18 protein-coding genes and 1 other RNA gene are annotated in these 16311 nt (G+C 62.7%); 3 read left to right on the forward strand and 16 right to left on the reverse strand.

All coding sequences use genetic code 11. The annotated features are described in order from the left end of the window. Window positions 1–121: 121 nt before the first annotated feature. From MA04_RS16555 to rnd, 5 genes are all read right to left on the reverse strand, one after another. Entirely contained in the window at window positions 122–592 is a 471-nt protein-coding gene (locus MA04_RS16555) for an HIT family protein (protein ID WP_022996422.1), read from the reverse strand. Continuing rightward, on the reverse strand, window positions 579–941 hold the full coding sequence (locus MA04_RS16560) for a hypothetical protein (RefSeq protein WP_231504719.1): 363 nt from the start codon (window positions 939–941) through the stop codon (window positions 579–581). The genes MA04_RS16555 and MA04_RS16560 overlap by 14 nt, the downstream gene beginning before the upstream one ends. 112 nt (window positions 942–1053) lie before the next feature. Beyond that, entirely contained in the window at window positions 1054–1512 is a 459-nt protein-coding gene (locus tag MA04_RS16565) for a YcgN family cysteine cluster protein (protein WP_205475417.1), read from the reverse strand. Beyond that, entirely contained in the window at window positions 1509–1817 is a 309-nt protein-coding gene (locus MA04_RS16570; protein WP_163126028.1) for a YcgL domain-containing protein, read from the reverse strand. Before MA04_RS16570 ends, MA04_RS16565 begins: the two co-directional genes overlap by 4 nt. Then, complete coding sequence (gene rnd / locus MA04_RS16575; RefSeq protein WP_163126030.1) at window positions 1814–2878, reverse strand: ribonuclease D; 1065 nt, start codon at window positions 2876–2878, stop codon at window positions 1814–1816. The genes MA04_RS16570 and rnd overlap by 4 nt, the downstream gene beginning before the upstream one ends. A 138-nt stretch (window positions 2879–3016) precedes the next feature. On the opposite strand from rnd, the gene gpmA reads away from it, so the two are divergent. Then, window positions 3017–3763, forward strand: a complete 747-nt coding sequence (gpmA, locus tag MA04_RS16580; RefSeq protein WP_163126032.1) for a 2,3-diphosphoglycerate-dependent phosphoglycerate mutase — start codon at window positions 3017–3019, stop codon at window positions 3761–3763. A 37-nt stretch (window positions 3764–3800) separates the two neighbouring features. Here gpmA and MA04_RS16585 read toward each other — a convergent pair whose 3' ends face one another. Next, window positions 3801–4805: a lipase secretion chaperone gene (locus MA04_RS16585; protein ID WP_163126034.1), complete on the reverse strand. Its 1005-nt coding sequence runs from the start codon at window positions 4803–4805 to the stop codon at window positions 3801–3803. Between the two features lie 284 nt (window positions 4806–5089). Between MA04_RS16585 and MA04_RS16590 the strand changes: the two genes are divergently transcribed. Next, complete coding sequence (locus MA04_RS16590; protein WP_316252619.1) at window positions 5090–6070, forward strand: lipase family alpha/beta hydrolase; 981 nt, start codon at window positions 5090–5092, stop codon at window positions 6068–6070. Window positions 6071–6301: 231 nt separating this feature from the next. Continuing rightward, complete coding sequence (locus MA04_RS16595; RefSeq protein WP_163126036.1) at window positions 6302–7297, forward strand: putative solute-binding protein; 996 nt, start codon at window positions 6302–6304, stop codon at window positions 7295–7297. Between the two features lie 55 nt (window positions 7298–7352). Here the strand turns inward: MA04_RS16595 and MA04_RS16600 are convergent, their stop codons facing one another. The 10 genes from MA04_RS16600 to MA04_RS16645 all read right to left on the reverse strand — a co-directional run bounded on the left by MA04_RS16600 (window position 7353) and on the right by MA04_RS16645 (window position 16253). Further along, window positions 7353–8495, reverse strand: a complete 1143-nt coding sequence (locus MA04_RS16600) for an acyl-CoA dehydrogenase family protein (RefSeq protein ID WP_063139839.1) — start codon at window positions 8493–8495, stop codon at window positions 7353–7355. A gap of 313 nt (window positions 8496–8808) precedes the next feature. After that, window positions 8809–9963 carry an iron-containing alcohol dehydrogenase gene (locus MA04_RS16605; protein ID WP_163126038.1) on the reverse strand — a complete coding sequence of 385 codons (1155 nt, stop codon included), beginning with the start codon at window positions 9961–9963 and terminating at the stop codon, window positions 8809–8811. Between the two features lie 541 nt (window positions 9964–10504). Further along, window positions 10505–11122 (reverse strand): recombination mediator RecR, encoded by a 618-nt coding sequence (gene recR / locus MA04_RS16610; RefSeq protein ID WP_262461646.1) that lies wholly within the window; start codon window positions 11120–11122, stop codon window positions 10505–10507. 12 nt (window positions 11123–11134) lie between these two features. Continuing rightward, a complete protein-coding gene (locus MA04_RS16615; protein ID WP_163126040.1) occupies window positions 11135–11455 on the reverse strand; it encodes a YbaB/EbfC family nucleoid-associated protein in 321 nt (106 codons plus the stop codon). Window positions 11456–11489: 34 nt separating this feature from the next. After that, a complete protein-coding gene (dnaX, locus tag MA04_RS16620) occupies window positions 11490–13388 on the reverse strand; it encodes a DNA polymerase III subunit gamma/tau (protein WP_262461647.1) in 1899 nt (632 codons plus the stop codon). A 142-nt stretch (window positions 13389–13530) separates the two neighbouring features. After that, window positions 13531–13627: signal recognition particle sRNA small type (gene ffs / locus MA04_RS16625), an RNA gene on the reverse strand. A 66-nt stretch (window positions 13628–13693) separates the two neighbouring features. Next, window positions 13694–14212 (reverse strand): hypothetical protein, encoded by a 519-nt coding sequence (locus MA04_RS16630; RefSeq protein WP_262461649.1) that lies wholly within the window; start codon window positions 14210–14212, stop codon window positions 13694–13696. A gap of 203 nt (window positions 14213–14415) precedes the next feature. Beyond that, the gene (locus MA04_RS16635) at window positions 14416–14832 is read right to left on the reverse strand and encodes an Hsp20 family protein (RefSeq protein ID WP_080531218.1); all 417 of its coding nucleotides are present in this window, start codon (window positions 14830–14832) and stop codon (window positions 14416–14418) included. A 199-nt stretch (window positions 14833–15031) separates the two neighbouring features. Next, complete coding sequence (locus MA04_RS16640) at window positions 15032–15628, reverse strand: 2OG-Fe(II) oxygenase (RefSeq protein ID WP_316252620.1); 597 nt, start codon at window positions 15626–15628, stop codon at window positions 15032–15034. A 154-nt stretch (window positions 15629–15782) separates the two neighbouring features. Further along, window positions 15783–16253 carry a YbjN domain-containing protein gene (locus MA04_RS16645; protein ID WP_063139843.1) on the reverse strand — a complete coding sequence of 157 codons (471 nt, stop codon included), beginning with the start codon at window positions 16251–16253 and terminating at the stop codon, window positions 15783–15785. Window positions 16254–16311 lie beyond the last annotated feature (58 nt).

A 16311-nucleotide genomic window follows, 5' to 3' on the forward strand; every position in this document is an offset into this window, starting at 1 on the left:
TCTTCGCAGGAGCGGCTGAGTCGCGATTGGCGTGTTAGCGTGCCAGCGTGTTGCGTGTAAGCGGGCTGCCCCAAAACTGTGGGACAGCAATGATCCACGAACCGTGATGTCCTGATCGCGTTCAGTACCTGGAGCTTTCAGTACCTGGGAAATGCTCAGCCAGCAGCCCGGCAAGGCGATCCAGGCGGTGGCGCCGTTTCGACAGGCCGAACACATTCATCATGCGGGTCCCCCAGGTCAGCGCCGTGGCCAGGGTATCGCCGCCACGGCGGGGGATCACGTGGAGATGGACATGGGGCACGTGCTGATTGGCTTCGCGGCCATCATTGACCACCACGTTGTGAGCTTTGACATCCAGCCCCGCCCGCTTCTGAGCACGGATAGTGCGCCGCGCCAGCTCAAAAAGGTGGGCCGCCAGATCCGGCTCCAGTTCTTCCAGTAGCGCATGGTGCGCCACCGGAATCACCAGGCAATGGGCTTCGCGTACCGGGAACAGGTCCAGCAACACCACGGCCCGCTCGTCCCGGTACACCACGCTGGCGGGGGCATCCCCGTTCAGGATCCGGCAGAAAATGCAGTCAGTCGTCGTCATAATCCTCATCGGCCCCGGCCACCGCTTTGCGGCGCTGGCGCCAGGACTCCAGCAAGGCAACGATAAACGCCACCAGCAGTACCGCCACCAACGGCGCCACCGCCCGCCAGGGGCCACTGTCGTTGCCGGCGAACAAGCCGTCGAACAGACTGACCACCCAGGCCGGCGCCCATTCTTCCTGATTGGCCGCCACCGGCCACGGTGTCAGCAGTACGGCGGTCGCCAGACCCCGCAGCAGGGTTTTCAACCAGGACATCAGGGGGCGGGTCAGATACCACAGTACCACCAGCACTCCCAGACTTCCCAAAACGTAAGCCAGCCATCCCATCATATAGGCATTCGTTGTCACAATTACTCCCTGGAGCCCATTCACGCTCTCAAGCCTACACAGGCTCTCCGTACTTGAGCCATTCTATACGTCCCGGGCCGACCTCACTATCGACCGGGTCAGTCCGTCCGGATCAGTTTTCCACCCAATGGATGACATGATCTTCCCAGTCCCGCTCCGCAACCCGGTTTTCCGGAACCACGCGGCCGGCAACACTGATTCCCGCGGCACGTACCGAGCCCGGATCTCCGGACAGCAACGGGTGCCACTCAGGCAGCGGTTTGTCTTCGGCTCGCAGTCGATAGGCGCAACTGGCCGGCAGCCAGTCGGACCGGGCCATCTCCTCGGTTACCTGAAGGCAACCCGGCACTTTGCGCCGTCGCTGTACGTACACCTGACAACGGCAACGTCGAGTATCGAGATAGCGGCAACTGAGGTCGGTGAACACCACCTCGCCGCTGTCCTCGTCCTCCAGCTTGACCAGACAGCAGCGCCCGCAACCGTCGCACAGCGCTTCCCATTCCCGGCTATTGAGCTGTCCCAGGGGCAGCGTCCAGAACCGTTCGCGCAGAGGCGGATCCGTCAGCGTCACGACGGCTTCCCACGCGGGTTGTCGGGGTGGCCGGCGGCCAGAAACAGATCCTCGTCCGGCGGCGGCGGCATCTGCAGATAAAACCCTTTATCGCGCACCTCATCCATGACCTTGCTCACATCCGCCCGTGCCAGCGGCCGCTTGGGATCCAGGATCATATCGCTGACGTGCATCAGCTTGCCGCATTGCTCAAGCAACACCTTCGGCACCGCTTCCAGCCCCCTGGCGCGAGCCACGAACAGGTACATCTCAGACCGGCGGCTGCTCCGGTAGATAGAACAGAACAACTTGCCTTGCAGCGTCATAGCATCTCCAACAACGGCTCGGCGACCGGCTCCCGGCGCCAGCCGCGCAACGGCTCGGGCAAGGACTCCGGATCACGCACCAGCGCTTCCAGCCAGCGGCGCCGCACCAGCACCTCCGGCTGCAATCCCAGATCATTGGCCAGGGTGGTCACCCGATCGCGCAATTGTTTGACCTGATCCCGCTGCGGCCGGGCCAGCGGTTCCGGCAGCGGCTCCGGCGGCGTTTCCCGGCGGCCTTGCTCAAGACAGGCGATGATCCGCTCTCCGTCACGCTGAATCAGCTTGGGGTGCAATCCCAACGATTGCAGCGCGCTCCGGTCCAGGCGACGGCGCTGGCTCAACTCCAGCATCACCGGGTCCTTGAGCACGAAACTGCGCGGCAGATCACGCTGCCGGGCCATCTCTTCGCGCCAGCGCGCCAGCGCCGCCAAGGCGGCCAGTTCCTCGCCCTGCAGGGCTCCGGCACCTTTGACCGCATGCCACGGCTCACCGCCCTGCCCACGGCGCCGCACGTCCACCACCAGACGATCGCACTCTTCCCGCCACCAGGCTTCCCGGCCCAGGGCGCGGAGACGTTCACGCAAACGGCCGGTCACTTCGGGCAGGTACTTCACGTCGTCCTCGGCGTAGCTCAATTGTTCGGCACTGAGCGGCCGCCTGAGCCAATCGGTACGGGTGGCGCCCTTGGGCAGCGCGACCCCCAGTTGCTGTTCCACCAGCCGCTGGTAACTCATTTGCATATCCTCGCCGACCAGGGCGGCGGCGATCTGGGTATCCTCAATGTGCTGCGGACATTCACCGGTGAAGTACTGCAGGGCTTCCAGATCCTCGGAACAGGAGTGCATCACCAGACACCGGTCCGCCAGCACCGCGCCCAGCACCGGCGCGCTCACCCCGGTGGTATCGATGAGACGGATGGCATCGCCATCGTGCGCCTGCACCAGAGCCAGCCGTGGCCAGTAAGTCCGATCCCGCATGAACTCGGTATCCAGGTACAGCGGGCCCGCCGCTGGCGCCCAGTCCTGGATCTGCTCGTCTTTGTCACACCATATATAGCTCATGCCGCTCCCGGCTCGTCCGAATGGGGCGCATTATACGGGCAAGGCCCCGCCGGCTCCATGCGAAGGCGTCCGGAGGTGTGCCCGTAATCCGCTTTCTGCTAACCTTGGCGCGCCTTGAAAACCGCACAGGAATCAACCATGAGCACGAAACTGGTACTGGTCCGCCACGGACAGAGCGTCTGGAACAAGGAAAACCGTTTCACTGGCTGGAAGGACGTGGATCTCACCGAGCAAGGCCGGGCGGAAGCGAAAACCGCCGGCGATCTGCTGCAAGAAGCGGGCTTCGAGTTCGATATCGCCTACACTTCCGTGCTCAAGCGCGCCATCCGCACCCTGTGGACGATCCTCGACACCATGGATCAGATGTGGATCCCGGTGGTGCGTGACTACCGCCTCAACGAGCGTCACTACGGCGCCCTGCAAGGCCTGAACAAGGCGGAAACCGCCGCCAAATACGGTGACGAGCAGGTACTGGTGTGGCGCCGCAGCTACGACACCCCGCCGCCACCGATGGAGCGTGACGACGAGCGCTACGCGGGCCGTTTCCGCGTTTATCGTGGTCTCGGCGACGCCGAGATTCCGCTGTCCGAGAGCCTCAAGGACACCGTGGCCCGTTTCGTCCCCTACTTCCAGAGCGTGATCGAACCGGATATCCGCGCCGGCAAGCAGGTGCTGATCTGCGCCCACGGCAACAGCCTGCGCGCCCTGGTCAAACATCTGGGCAATATTTCCGATGAGGAAATCGTCAAACTCAATATCCCCACCGGTATTCCCATGGTGTATGAGCTCGATGACAACCTGAAGCCGATCAAAAACTACTACCTGGGCGACGCCGAAGCGGCCGCCGCGGCCGCCGAAGCGGTGGCCAATCAAGGGAAAGCCTGACAGCCCTCCCCCCGGCAGCGCCCGCCGTCGGGGGGATTCAGGAATCCGGCCCCGGGTTCCGGTCCAGGACTTCCACCCGGCGCCGCTCCCCCGCCTCGAACAAACGCTCCCGCAACCGTTCTATTTCCGTCTGCTGGTCGCTCGGCGCCAGACCGCTTTCCAGAATGACACGACGCTGCTCGCGGTAATCCTGGTAACGGGACTGCCATAGCGCCCGGCGCTGGTCCAGCTCCGCCAACCGGTCCGCCGCCTCCCGGCCCAGCCGTTGCTCACGTAACTGGTCGATCCGCCGCTGCGATGCGCCGTCTTCCCGCAACGCCCGCACTTCCTCACGTACCCGCATCGGCTCCCGCGAGGCGCGCACCTGCTCACGCAAATCCGGCGGCAGGGAAGCTTCCAGCGTATCCAGACGCTCACTCCTGGTGGCTTCGTCCAGATCGTCGTCCTCAAGAATGCGCCGCCGCTGCAGGGCGAAGTCCGCGTAACGGTCCTCGAAGCCGAAAAACGCCTCGGCGGTGACGGCGTCGAAAAACCGGTCCCGCAATGCCTGGCGTTGCTCAAGACTCTGGCGCAACGCGGCTGGATCCTGCCCCGGCGGTGTCAAGTCCGCCAGCGCCTCACGATAGCCCAGATACTGGTGCAGCAGTGCCCAGGCCCGGGCCGCCGCCAACGGCGATAGCCGGGCCTCGAAATCCGCCGCCAGGCGCGCCTTGAGTGTCTCCAGATCCTCTTCGCCCAAGGCCGACAACACATAGTCGAAGCGACGCCGTAGCGCTTCGTTGATGATCAGGTTGCCGTTCTCGTCCTCGGCCAGAGCTCCGTCCGGACGGGTCCCGCGCCACGACGGCGGCGGTGAATCGGCCAGTTCCCGGCCGCGCCCTGCGTAATCATGCAATGCCGATGCCGCCGATGCCTGCAGCGGGGTCTGGCGCGCCGCCACCACGGGCGTGGAGCCATCGCCCCCTCCCGGCCACCCCCACATGCCCAGGCCCGCCAGCGCCAGCAGCACGATCAGGATTGTGTATATGCGTCCTTTGCTCACGTTCAGTCCTCGACGGCAGCCGCTCCCGACCCGCACACCGTCACTCTGACAGCAAGTGCCGCTCGTCGGATTACGACATTTTTATTAGTGAACACCTGTTTCTCTCTGGTTAGGATCATAGCAGGCTGTTGGCAAACAGTCCGGAACCCACCGGGTTCCTTTGGTAAAGGGTGGCCGATGGAATCGGTCATTGGCAAGAAAGAGCACGGCGCGGTTGATGTTGTGGTCCATCCGCGACGAGCTCGACAAAAGATACCGAAAACAACAGATAAACAGGGAAGCTTATGAAAACGTCAATCAAGACTCTTTTGAGAGCAAACCCGTTGAGCGCTTTCTCAGGAGTAAAACCGCTGAAGGCTCTGCTCGGCATCCTGCTGTTTGCGTGGTTGGCCGGCGCCGCCCATGCCGACGACTACACCGAAACCCGTTACCCCATCGTGCTGGTGCACGGCCTGTTCGGCTTCGACACCGCCGCCGGCGTGGACTATTGGTATCGCATCCCCGAGGAACTGCGACGAAGCGGCGCCGAAGTCTACGTTACCCAGGTCGCCGCCGCCCAGGACACCGAGGTGCGCGGCGAGCAGCTGGCACGACAGGTGGAGGATATTCTTGCCATCAGCGGCGCCGAGAAAGTCAACCTGATTGGCCACAGTCACGGCAGCCCCACCATCCGCTACGTGGCCTCGGTCTACCCGGACATGGTCGCCTCCGCCACCGGTGTTGGCGGCGTCAACTGGGGTGCCCGGCTGGCGGATGTACTGCAGGGCGTGGTCGACGACGTGCCTTTCAGCGGTGACCTGATCGGCTTTCTCGGCAATGCCCTGGCCGGGCTGATCGATCTGTTCTCCGGCGGCGGCAATGAACAGGACATCCTGGCGGCCTTGAAGGCCCTGACCACCGAGGAAACCATCGCCTTCAACCAGCAGTATCCGGAAGGCATGCCCAGCGAGTATTGCGGCGAAGGTCCCAGGGAAGGCAGCAATGGTGTCTCTTACTTCTCCTGGAGTGGCGCCAAGCCGCTGACCAATTTCCTCGACCCTTCCGACGTCCTGCTCGGCGCCACTTCCATCGTTTTCCTCGGCGAGAAAAACGATGGGCTGGTAAGCAGTTGCTCCAGCCACCTGGGCATGGTGATCCGCGACGACTATCGCATGAACCACCTGGATGAGGTGAACCAGGTTCTCGGGCTGCATGACCTGTTCAGCACCGATCCGGTCACCCTTTATCGCCAGCACGCCAACCGGCTCGGGAACTATCAGTTCTAAGTCGGCGGTTCTGAGTCGGAACGGCCGCGCCGGAGGTAACCGCGCCGGCGTGGCCGTCTTGCCAAGGACGCCCTCAATAACACGGTCTACGCACCTGCCGAAACGTCCGTCATTTTGAAGACCGGGGCGCCGTCACTGGCTGTCGCTCCGGTATTGAGCGGTGATGCCCGCCACCGCCATGATCTATTCCTTAGGGATGATCCAACTTTACTCACAAGCAGGACAATAACCATGATAAGAAGTCTTCGCGTTGTGCTGGCACTGTGTGCCACGCTGACTGTCTCCCTGGCCCAGGCCGCCGATCCAATTGAGAGGCGTATCTGCGTGTTCGATTTGGCCGGTAACGTTGGTCCGGTGATGACCGCCATGAAGGACTGGCAGACCGCGGCGCTGCAATGGGGGCTGAAAGCCAAACTGGTGGCGTACACCAATGAAGCCATCGCCGCCGAGGATCTCAAGGCCGGGGTCTGCGACGCTTCCCTGATCACCGGCCTGCGAGGACGCCAGTTCAATCAATACAGTGGCACCATCGATTCCATCGGCAGCTTGCCGACCATGGATCATATGAAAGTGTTGCTGCAGGTTTTGTCCGATCCGCGCAGCGCCCAACCCATGACCAGCGGCGACTATGAAGTGCTCGGCGTGGCACCGGCGGGCGCCGCCTACATCTTCGTCAATGATCGGAAAATCAATTCGCTGGCCAAGGCCGCGGGCAAGAAAGTAGCGGTGTTGGAGTTCGATGAAACCCAGGCCATCATGGTGGCTCAGGTGGGCGCCACGCCGGTGTCCTCCGACATCACCAATTTTTCCACCAAATTCAATAACGGCGTGGTCGACGTGATCGCCGCCCCGCTGATCGCCTATGAAATACTGGAACTGTATAAGGGGCTGAGTCCGGACGGCGGCATCATCGACTATCCGTTGATGCAGCTTTCGATTCAGTTGATCGGCACCAAGGCCCGTTTCCCGGAAGAGATCGCACAGAAATCCCGCGAGTACTTCTACAACACTCTGGATCGGGTGATCGAGCAACTGGATCGTGAGGCCGAGGCGGTCAACGAGAAGTGGTGGGTACAGATTCCCGACGCCGACAAGCAGGAATACGAAGTCATGATGCAGGAGGCCCGCGTTCAGTTGCAGCAGCAGGGTTTCTATAATGCCGACATGCTCAACCTGCAAAAACGGATTCGCTGCAAGCTGGAGCCGTCACGGGCGGAGTGTACCTGAACACCGGAGGCGGACGGTCCCATCGCGGCTGGTGAGCCGCGATGGGCGTCGCTCCCTATAACCCCAATCGCTTGGCGATAATCTCGTTCATGATCTCGTAGGTACCGCCGCCGATGGAGAGGATACGGTTGTCGCGAAACAGCCGTTCCACCACGGTTCCGCGCATGAAGCCACTGCCACCGAAGATCTGCACCGCATCCCAGGTTACCCGGTCCGCGCACTGGGTGGCTTGGTTTTTGGCCATGGACACATCCAGCACGCAATCCTCGCCGGCGGCGATGCGCGCCGCCACCCGGTAGGTGAATTCGGTGCTCGCTTTCACCGCCGTGGCCATTTCCGCCAGCTTATGCCGGGTCACCTGGAAACCGGCCAGCGGCCGCCCGAACGCCTGACGCTCACGGGCATAGGCCAGCGCTTCCTCAAACGCCACCTGGGCGGTCATATTGGCGGTGACGGCCAGAATCAGGCGTTCCATCTGAAAGTTGCTCATGATGCAGTAAAAACCGCCGTTCTCCGGGCCAATCAGATTTTCCACCGGCACCCGGCAATCCTCGAAGAACAGCTCGGCGGTGTCCGATGCCCACCAGCCCATTTTCTTCAACTGTCTGCCCACCGTGAAACCGGGGGTACCCTTCTCCACCAGCAACAGACTGATACCGCCGAATCCCGCGTCTCCGGTGCGCACCGCCACGGTGTAATAGTCCGCGCGCACGCCGCTGGTAATGAAGGTTTTCGAGCCGTTCACCCGGTAATGATCACCCTCCTTGACCGCCCGGGTGCGCAGGTTCGCCACATCGGAACCGCCGCCCGGCTCGGTGATCGCCAGCGCGGAGATTTTCTCCCCCGCCAGCACCGCCGGCACCACCCGTTCCTGCAGCGCTTCACTGCCCCACTTCCACACCGGCGGCAAACCGATGTCCAGGGAGCCCAGGCTGGCGCCGACGCCCCCGGAGGTGCAGCGTACCATCTCCTCACAGGCCGCCACCTTCATGAACACATCCTCGCCGGTGCCACCCCAACGCTCCGGCGCGCCAATCCCCAATAGCCCCGCCTGAGCGGCCTTGACGTACAGCTCACGGGGGAAAGTCCCCGCCTCCTCCCACTCATCCACGTGCGGGCGGATCTCCCGCTCGACGAAGGCCTTGACGGTTTCCCGAACCATCCGGTGGGTGTCATTGAAATAATCGAGTGCGGACACGGAACCTCCTGTGATTATCGTCTTGGCATCAGCCATACCTAGCGCTTGCTTGGTTCACAAGGTAGCAAAACCCGCCTGGCCGGACAAAGACCGGAACGCGCAATCTGAAGGTCGAATTCGTCAACGACGGAAGGCCGGGATTCGCCAGCAGGCTGGCTCTCACAGATTGCTGTGGGAGCTGGCTACGAAGCCGCTGCGGGAGCCAGCCTGTTGGCGAATTCGGCTTCCGGCGAAAAGATTCGCTTGCAGGCAAGCTCCCACAGCGGCTTCGTGGTTCAGGGTTGATTCGATGCGAACGGATGCAGAGCCCGGGTCACCAAAGCGCCTCATAAAGCCGCACGATCTCCTCGGCTTCCGGCACCCGAGGATTATTTCCTGGCGAACCGGAGGCCAGGGCCTGCTCCGCCATGGTGTGACGCACCTCGAAGAAGCGGTCGCGGTCGATGCCGAAGCCCGCCGGTGTCGGCACCTGTAATTCGTCGTTGATCGCCACCAGGGTATCCAGCAGTTTGGCGTTGGCACGGGCATCGTCATCATCCAGTCCGGCGAACCCCAATGCCCGGGCGCAATCCGCGTAACGGGCCGAGGCCGCCGGCAGCGAATATTCCGTCACCGCCGGCAGCAACATGGCGTTGGACAAGCCGTGGGGCACATGGAAGAAAGCGCCAATGGGACGGCTCATGCCGTGTACCAGCGCCACCGAGCTGTTGCAGAAAGCCACCCCGGCCAGAGTGGCGCCGAGCATCATCGCTTCCCGCGCCGCCCGGTCCTCGCCATCGTGATAGGCACGACGCAAATGAGGGCCGATCAACCGCAACGCCGCCAGAGCCTGGCTGTCGCTGTAACCGTTGGCCTTGCGGCTGACGTAGGCTTCGATGGCGTGGGTCATGGCGTCAATGCCGGTGTCCGCGGTGGTACGCGGGGGCACTGACACGGTCAGTTCGTAGTCCACCAGTGCCGCCACCGGCATGAAGGCGGCGCCGACGCAGAGCAGTTTTTCGTCGGTGCGTTCGTCGGTGATGATGGTGAAACGGGTGGCTTCCGAACCGGTGCCGGCGGTGGTGGGAATGGCGATCACCGGCAAGCCGGCTTCATCCACCTGACGCGGGAAGCGGTAATCATTGATTACGCCGCCATGCTTGCCCAGCACGGCAATGGCCTTGGCACTGTCGATGGGACTGCCGCCACCCAGGGCCACCACGGCGTCATAATCACCGTCGCGCACCATCGCCAACCCGCCTTCCAGGGAAGCGGCGGTGGGCTCCGGCAAAGTATCGGCGAACACATCGCCGCCCATGCCCGCCTCCGCCAGCAGCCCCCGCAGGTGCTCCAGATAACCCAGTTGCGCCATCATCCGATCGGTGACGATCAGCGGATTACGGCAACCGAGCCCTTGCAGTACCGCTGGCAGGCGCGCCATGGCGCCGGCGCCCACTTCCAACACGCGGGGCAGGATAATCGAAGCCATGCTGTTCTCCTTATTCTGTATTTTTCCGAGCCAGGGAGACTGTTACATGGTGCGGGAGGGGGCGCAATAAAAGACACGCCGGACGCCAAAAGATAAAACCCCTGGGCTCCCCCCTCACAAGCATAAAAAGGTTCATCGCGGATTAGCGGGAAGAGTTTCCCTTCAATCTGGCGTTTTTCCTTTCTAGAGGGGGAGTGTTGCCAGTCAGGGCGTTCCAGGACACGCTACAAGTACATCCCTGTAAGCTCGGGTTTGGCCATCCCTGGCCAAACACGGTCCTGGAACGCCCTGACCGGCAACACTCCTCAAGTTCTGAAATGCCCGGCTTCGAATTTGACGACGGTAAAAAAGAAAGAAGAACCCTTCGGTTGGCTGTGACTGAGGGTCTTGCGGGTCCCCCGGGTGTCCATGACTGTGTGAGGCAGGACGCCGAACGCAAGCCTACAGGGACGTATTTACGGCGGGTCATGGACACCCGGGGGACCCGCAAGACCCGTCTACGAAGCACCAAGGCTTCCCATCACAAAAATTCAATTGTCCGCTAATCCACGAACGGACGGCGGGCACGCAAGGCCTGGGCCAGGGTGGCGCCGTCAACGAACTCCAGATCGCCGCCCATGGGCACCCCCTGAGCGATACGAGTGACACTGACGCCGGCTTCCCGGGCCAGATCAAGGATATAGTGAGCGGTCGCTTCACCTTCCACGGTGGTGCCGGTGGCCAGAATCAGCTCGCGGATTTCACCGTCACGCAGGCGCTGCTCCAGCACATCCAGGCCCAGTTCCCGGGGCCCGACACCGTCCAGTGGTGACAGCTCGCCCATCAGCACGAAGTAATGACCGCGGAATTCGCCGGACTGCTCCACCGCCAACACATTGGCCGGTGAGGACACGATACAGATCAGCGACGGATCCCGGCGCGGATCCAAACAAATCGCGCACAGATTCTGCTCGGCATTGGTCCGCTCAGCATAGTTGCGGCAACGCTCGCAATGGCTGACGCCATCCATTGCCGCCTGCAATGCACCTGCCAGCTCACGCCCCTGCTCGCGGCCACGTTCCAGCAGCGCGTAGGTCATGCGCTGTGCGGATCGGGGGCCCACACCGGGCAGGCAAGTAAAAGCTTCAATCAGGGTTTCCACCAGGGGCGGATGCTTCATAACATCAATCCGTTACATGCCCGGGAACGGGAAGCCACCAAGGCCACCACCGGCCATGTTCTTCATGGCATCCTGCTGGCTGCGCTCGACCCGGCGCACCGCATCGTTAACGGCGGCGGCCAACAGATCCTCGAGAAATTCCTTGTCCTCGCTCATCAGGCTGCTGTCGAGCTCCACTTTCTTGACGTCATGGCGGCCATTCATTACCACCTTGACCAAACCCGCGCCGGCCTCACCGGTGACTTCGGCGTTGGCGGCGTCTTCCTGCATTTTTTTCATCTTCTCCTGCATGGCCTGGGCCTGCTTGAGAAGGTCGTTCATGTCGAAATCCATCGTCTTGGTACCTGTTACGGGGCCCCGGCGGCGGCTAGTCGCGGGGGCGAATACTGTCTTCGTCGAGGCGGCCGCCGAAACGGCTCATCAGCGTTTGCACGGTGTCGTCGGCGAGCAGTGATGCCCGCGCTTCTTCCAGCCGCTCCTGACGGCGCTGCTGGTCCAGCAGCTCCGGCGTGCCGGCCACCGCTTCATGGTAACGCACCTGGACCCGGATACGGCGATGGAAGTAATCACTGAGCGCGCCGCCCAGTTCCTCCAGGCGCTCATTGTTGACCAGCACCTGGTGGCCACTGCTCAGTTCCAGCGTCCACTGATGCTCGTCACGCTCCGCCAGCACCGCGTTGCGGGCCAGGTGGCGCACGGCGCCATCCAGCGGCAGCCGCATCAACAACGCCGCCCACCAGGAACCGATTTCGCTGTCGTCCCGGGGCTCGCCCAACGGCTCGGGATCCGGCTGCTGGCGTGCGGGACGCTCGGCGGCGGCTGGCTTGGGTTCCGGTTCGGGCTCGGCTTCGGGTTCGGGCGCCGCTGGCGCGGTCTCCAAAGCCTGCGACAGCGCTGCCGCTCCGGCTTCCGGCTGCGGTGCCGGCTCCGGCGGACACTCTGATTCATTCCGAGGCTGGTCGCGGACTTCAGGCTGCGGGGCCGGAGCAGGCTCCGGCTCCGGTTTTGCCGCCATCGCCTGTTGAGCCGGCGGCGCGCTCACCGTGGCTGCCTGTTGCGGCCCGGGTTGCTGGTTGGCACTGACGGTGCCGCCGTCAAGCATGGCCTTCATAGCGCCGGGGCCCGACGCCGCGGGGGCGTCGTTACGGGCTGGCTGAGGCTTTTTTGCCGGGGCGTTGCCCTCCCCCGCAGCGAGCACGCCCTTGGGCGAGAACAGCACCATGCGCAGCAGCGTCATTTCCAGCGCGGCGCGGCTGTCCGGGGCATCCTGCACATCACGGCGGCCACGCAGGGCCACATCGTAATAGAGTTGCACCTGCTCAGCGGTGAACTCCCCGGCCAGCGCTTGCATGTCGGCGTCATCGCTTTCACCCAGCGCCTGGATCACCGCCAGTTCGTGCAGCGCCGACACCAGTTCATCCAATAACGCCAGTTCATCCGGCGCGTGTTCGGACACCGACGCCAGCGCATTCAGCACCGCCGCCGGTGTATCCTCGGCCAGCGCCCGCAACAAGGTCCGCACATGCGCGCGGTCGACGGTACCCAGCATGCCGGACACGGCACCGGTGGTCAGTTGCTCACCGCCGAAAGCGATGGCCTGATCAGTGAGACTCAGAGCGTCACGCATGGAACCGCGCGCGGCCTTGCCCAGCGCCAGCAGCGCCGGCTCCTCGAAACGGATCATTTCCCGCTCGAGCAAGTCCTTGAGGTGGCGGGCGATCTGTTCCGCCGGTAACGCCTTGAGGCTGAACTGCAGGCAGCGCGACAGCACGGTCACCGGCAGTTTCTGCGGATCGGTGGTGGCAAGCAGGAACTTCACATGGGGCGGCGGCTCCTCCAACGTCTTCAGCAGCGCGTTGAACGAGTGCGCGGAGAGCATGTGCACTTCGTCGATCAGATAGACCTTGTAGCGGCCACGGCTGGGCGCGTACTGCACGTTTTCCAGCAGTTCACGGGTATCCTCCACCTTGGTGCGACTGGCGGCATCCACCTCGATCAGATCGACAAAACGCCCCTCGCCGATTTCCCGACAGGTGGGACAAACGCCGCAGGGTCGGCTGCTGACGCCTTCCTCGCAATTGAGGCAGCGGGACAGGATGCGGGCGATGGTGGTCTTGCCAACACCACGGGTACCGGTGAACAAGTAGGCGTGATGCAGGCGATCCTGATCGAGCGCGTGCATCAACGCCCGGGAAACGTGTTCCTGGCCCACCAGTTCATCGAAGGTGCGCGGGCGATACTTGCGGGCAAGAACCTGGTAACTCATGGTACTCCAGCCAAAAGGATGCGGGCTTCGCAAAAGCAATAAGCTTGGCGAATGCCGTATGCTAGCGAATCTGGCCGGGTTGCAACAGCACGGGAACAGAATGCTGTGATGACGCGGTGAGGAAAAGGGGAGATGGAGGCCTTCCCGCCAGCCGCACCTCGGCACACAAGTCCACCGCGTCCGTTGCTCCCTTCCGGGCCTGGCGGGTTGCGCGATTTATCGTTGCGAGGGGACCGGCAGGTCGGCCATAACGCGCCCGTAAAGGCGAGCGCGCATTGTGGCCAAACGTTTATGCCATTGCAAGTTCAATTGAACGGACTGAAACCGTCCTCGTGCCCCACATCCCTGGCCTCGCGGTGACGCTGCTCCATCATCCGCTCCACCCGGCGCGCCTGGGCTTCGGTATCGGCATCCACCATCACCAGGTAGTTGCCGTCCTCCACGTCTTTCCAGTAGGGCTGCAGGTGGTGGTTGCGGCTGGAAATACCGTAGATGCCGCCCAACCAGGCACCAAAGCACATGCAGAAAAGGGTGCTGAAGACCACCACGCTCAGCGCCAGTTGCTGGCCCCAGGGTTCCATCGCCACCAGCGCCGAGCCGATGATGAAACCGCCGAGCGCGCCGAACAGAGCGCCGAGAAAACCGGCATGCATGATCTCGGTATCTTCCCAGATGGTGGTGGCGTGCAGTTGGGCCCGGATCACCGGGCCGGAGTCCTTGCCCAGAACATGCATGCGGCCTTCGTCGATCCCGGTCACGTCCAGATCCCGGGAGATATTCTGGACACTGTCGAGAGTGCCGGTAACGTAGTACAAGCGTTTCATGGGTCCGCCTCCTTGTCCGAAGCCGGAATCACGCGCTCTCCCGTCAGGGGGCGCGGCGCATTCCGGGCTTGTGTCTTCGATTCTGCGCCGCCACCGACAACGGTGTCAGGGCGTTGAATAGACAAGTTGGCTATATAGAGGGGAGCCTGATAACGAAAGGGAATGTCAGGGACCGGTGTTACCGGCCCCTGAGTATATTGGTATCAATCCTTGTTGATCGGGACCTGACGGGCTTTCTCGGATTCCGGAACCACCCGTTTCAGATGCACCACCAGCAAGCCATCGTTCAGCGCGGCGCTGTCCACCTGCACGTGGTCGGCCAATCGGAAGGTACGCTCGAAGGCACGGCGGGCAATACCGCGATGCAGCCAGGTTCGGCCCTGCTGCTCCTCGGCGCCGGGTTTGCCAGTGATGCGCAGAACATTCTCCTGCACCGTCACGGTCAACTCGGCCTCACGGAAGCCGGCCACCGCCATCACCACCTGATAACGGCCATCGGCGTCACGGATAATGTCGTACGGGGGATAACCGCCGGACTGGTCGGAACGCAGGCCGTCCAGCCATTCGTCGAAGCGGTCAAAACCCACACTGTGTCGAAAAAGAGGTGCCAAAGTATTCATCACGTCGTCTCCAGATTCATACCACCCGTTCCCCGCAGGCAAAGGGGTGGACAATTTACCGGGCATCCCGCTCATCGGAACGCCTGTTTGGGACGTGACACTTCAGCCGGCTGTGGTCACGGGGAGATAAATGGGGGGTGGTGAAAAGATTTCAAGGGGGAGTTCGCCAGACGCTGTAAAGATGGAAATCCAGCGTCCTTCAACGCGGCGGATCGAGCCGTTCGGCGGTGGTGTTATTGCAGCGGAACCAGCCGGCGATGCTGATCCGTTGAGCCTGGGCCTCCAGCACCTCATGGGGAATGTGCTCGCTCAGGAAGCACACCAGCGTGCCACCCAGAGGTTCCACTTCCGTATCCACCACGCGGCTGTGTGGTTTTGGCCACAGGCGCAGGCGGCCTCCCAGGTCACTGTTCCAGTTCTGATTCAGGTACAGCACCACCGATAACACGCGGCCGGAGTTGCCGCGAAAGGCATCCAGGTGGCGTCGATAAAAGGCGCCTGGATCGTAGATGGCGAAGTGCGCTTCCAGATCGAACAGCCCGAGAAACAGCTCCCGGTTCACCGCCAGCCGCAGTTGTTCCAGCTCTTCCTGCAAGCGGCACTGAGCCAGGGTCGAGCCGTTCAACCAGCAGGTGCGGTCACGGCGCACGCGCTGATCATGCTGGTGATCCTCGCGACGGCCGATACCGGCTTCCTGAAATTCGCCGCGGGCATCACGCAACAACGCCTCGCGGCGCAGGGCGCGGATCAGGGGTGTGGGGAAATAGCCCGGCATGACCGCGTAATGACGGGCCACCAGGTTGTCGATGAGCTGCGCCCGCCGCTCACCGGCCTGCGCATCGAAAGGGCTGATTGTGGGTTCCAGCGAAGGATCCTCGGTGAATCCTCAAGCGTCTCGGGACGCTCATCCTCAAGCGTTCGGAGGGACGCTCTCAAGCGTCCTGAAACGCTCAGTGCAGCGCGCCCGGCTCCGTGGGCGCACCCTCTTCGTCGGGCCAGAACAGCCAGCCCGCCTGCTGGCATTCTTCCAGCAGTTGCACCGTGCCATCCACGGTGGCCTGCACGAAATAGATGAACTGATCGAAGGTGACGCCCTGACGTCCAAGCAGCAGGTCGCAGGCCACCAGCCTGGGCATGGAGTCATCATTGACGTCCAGGAACAGCTTCAGGGACGGATATTGCATGTTCAGAGCGGAAAGCTCCGCCTGCACCGCGAACAGGGCGCCGGGGCGAATCTCCAGTTCGGTGGTCAGAAGCAAACCGTCTTCCTCGACGAACAAGCGCGCGTCCACCACCCCTTCCCGGGACTGCAACTCACTCAGGTGTAATCCATGGCACTGATCACAAATATAGTGCTGGATATTCGCCTGCTGCAGCCAACGCGTAACCTGTTCCGCGTCGGGAGTGACCACCGTTATCATCCGTCTCTCCTGTAGAGCCTGTTCATAATCTTTACGCCGCCGCGCCGGAGTTCATTTT

The organism is Alloalcanivorax balearicus MACL04 (assembly GCF_025532145.1).
Taxonomy (GTDB): Bacteria; Pseudomonadota; Gammaproteobacteria; order Pseudomonadales; family Alcanivoracaceae; genus Alloalcanivorax; species Alloalcanivorax balearicus.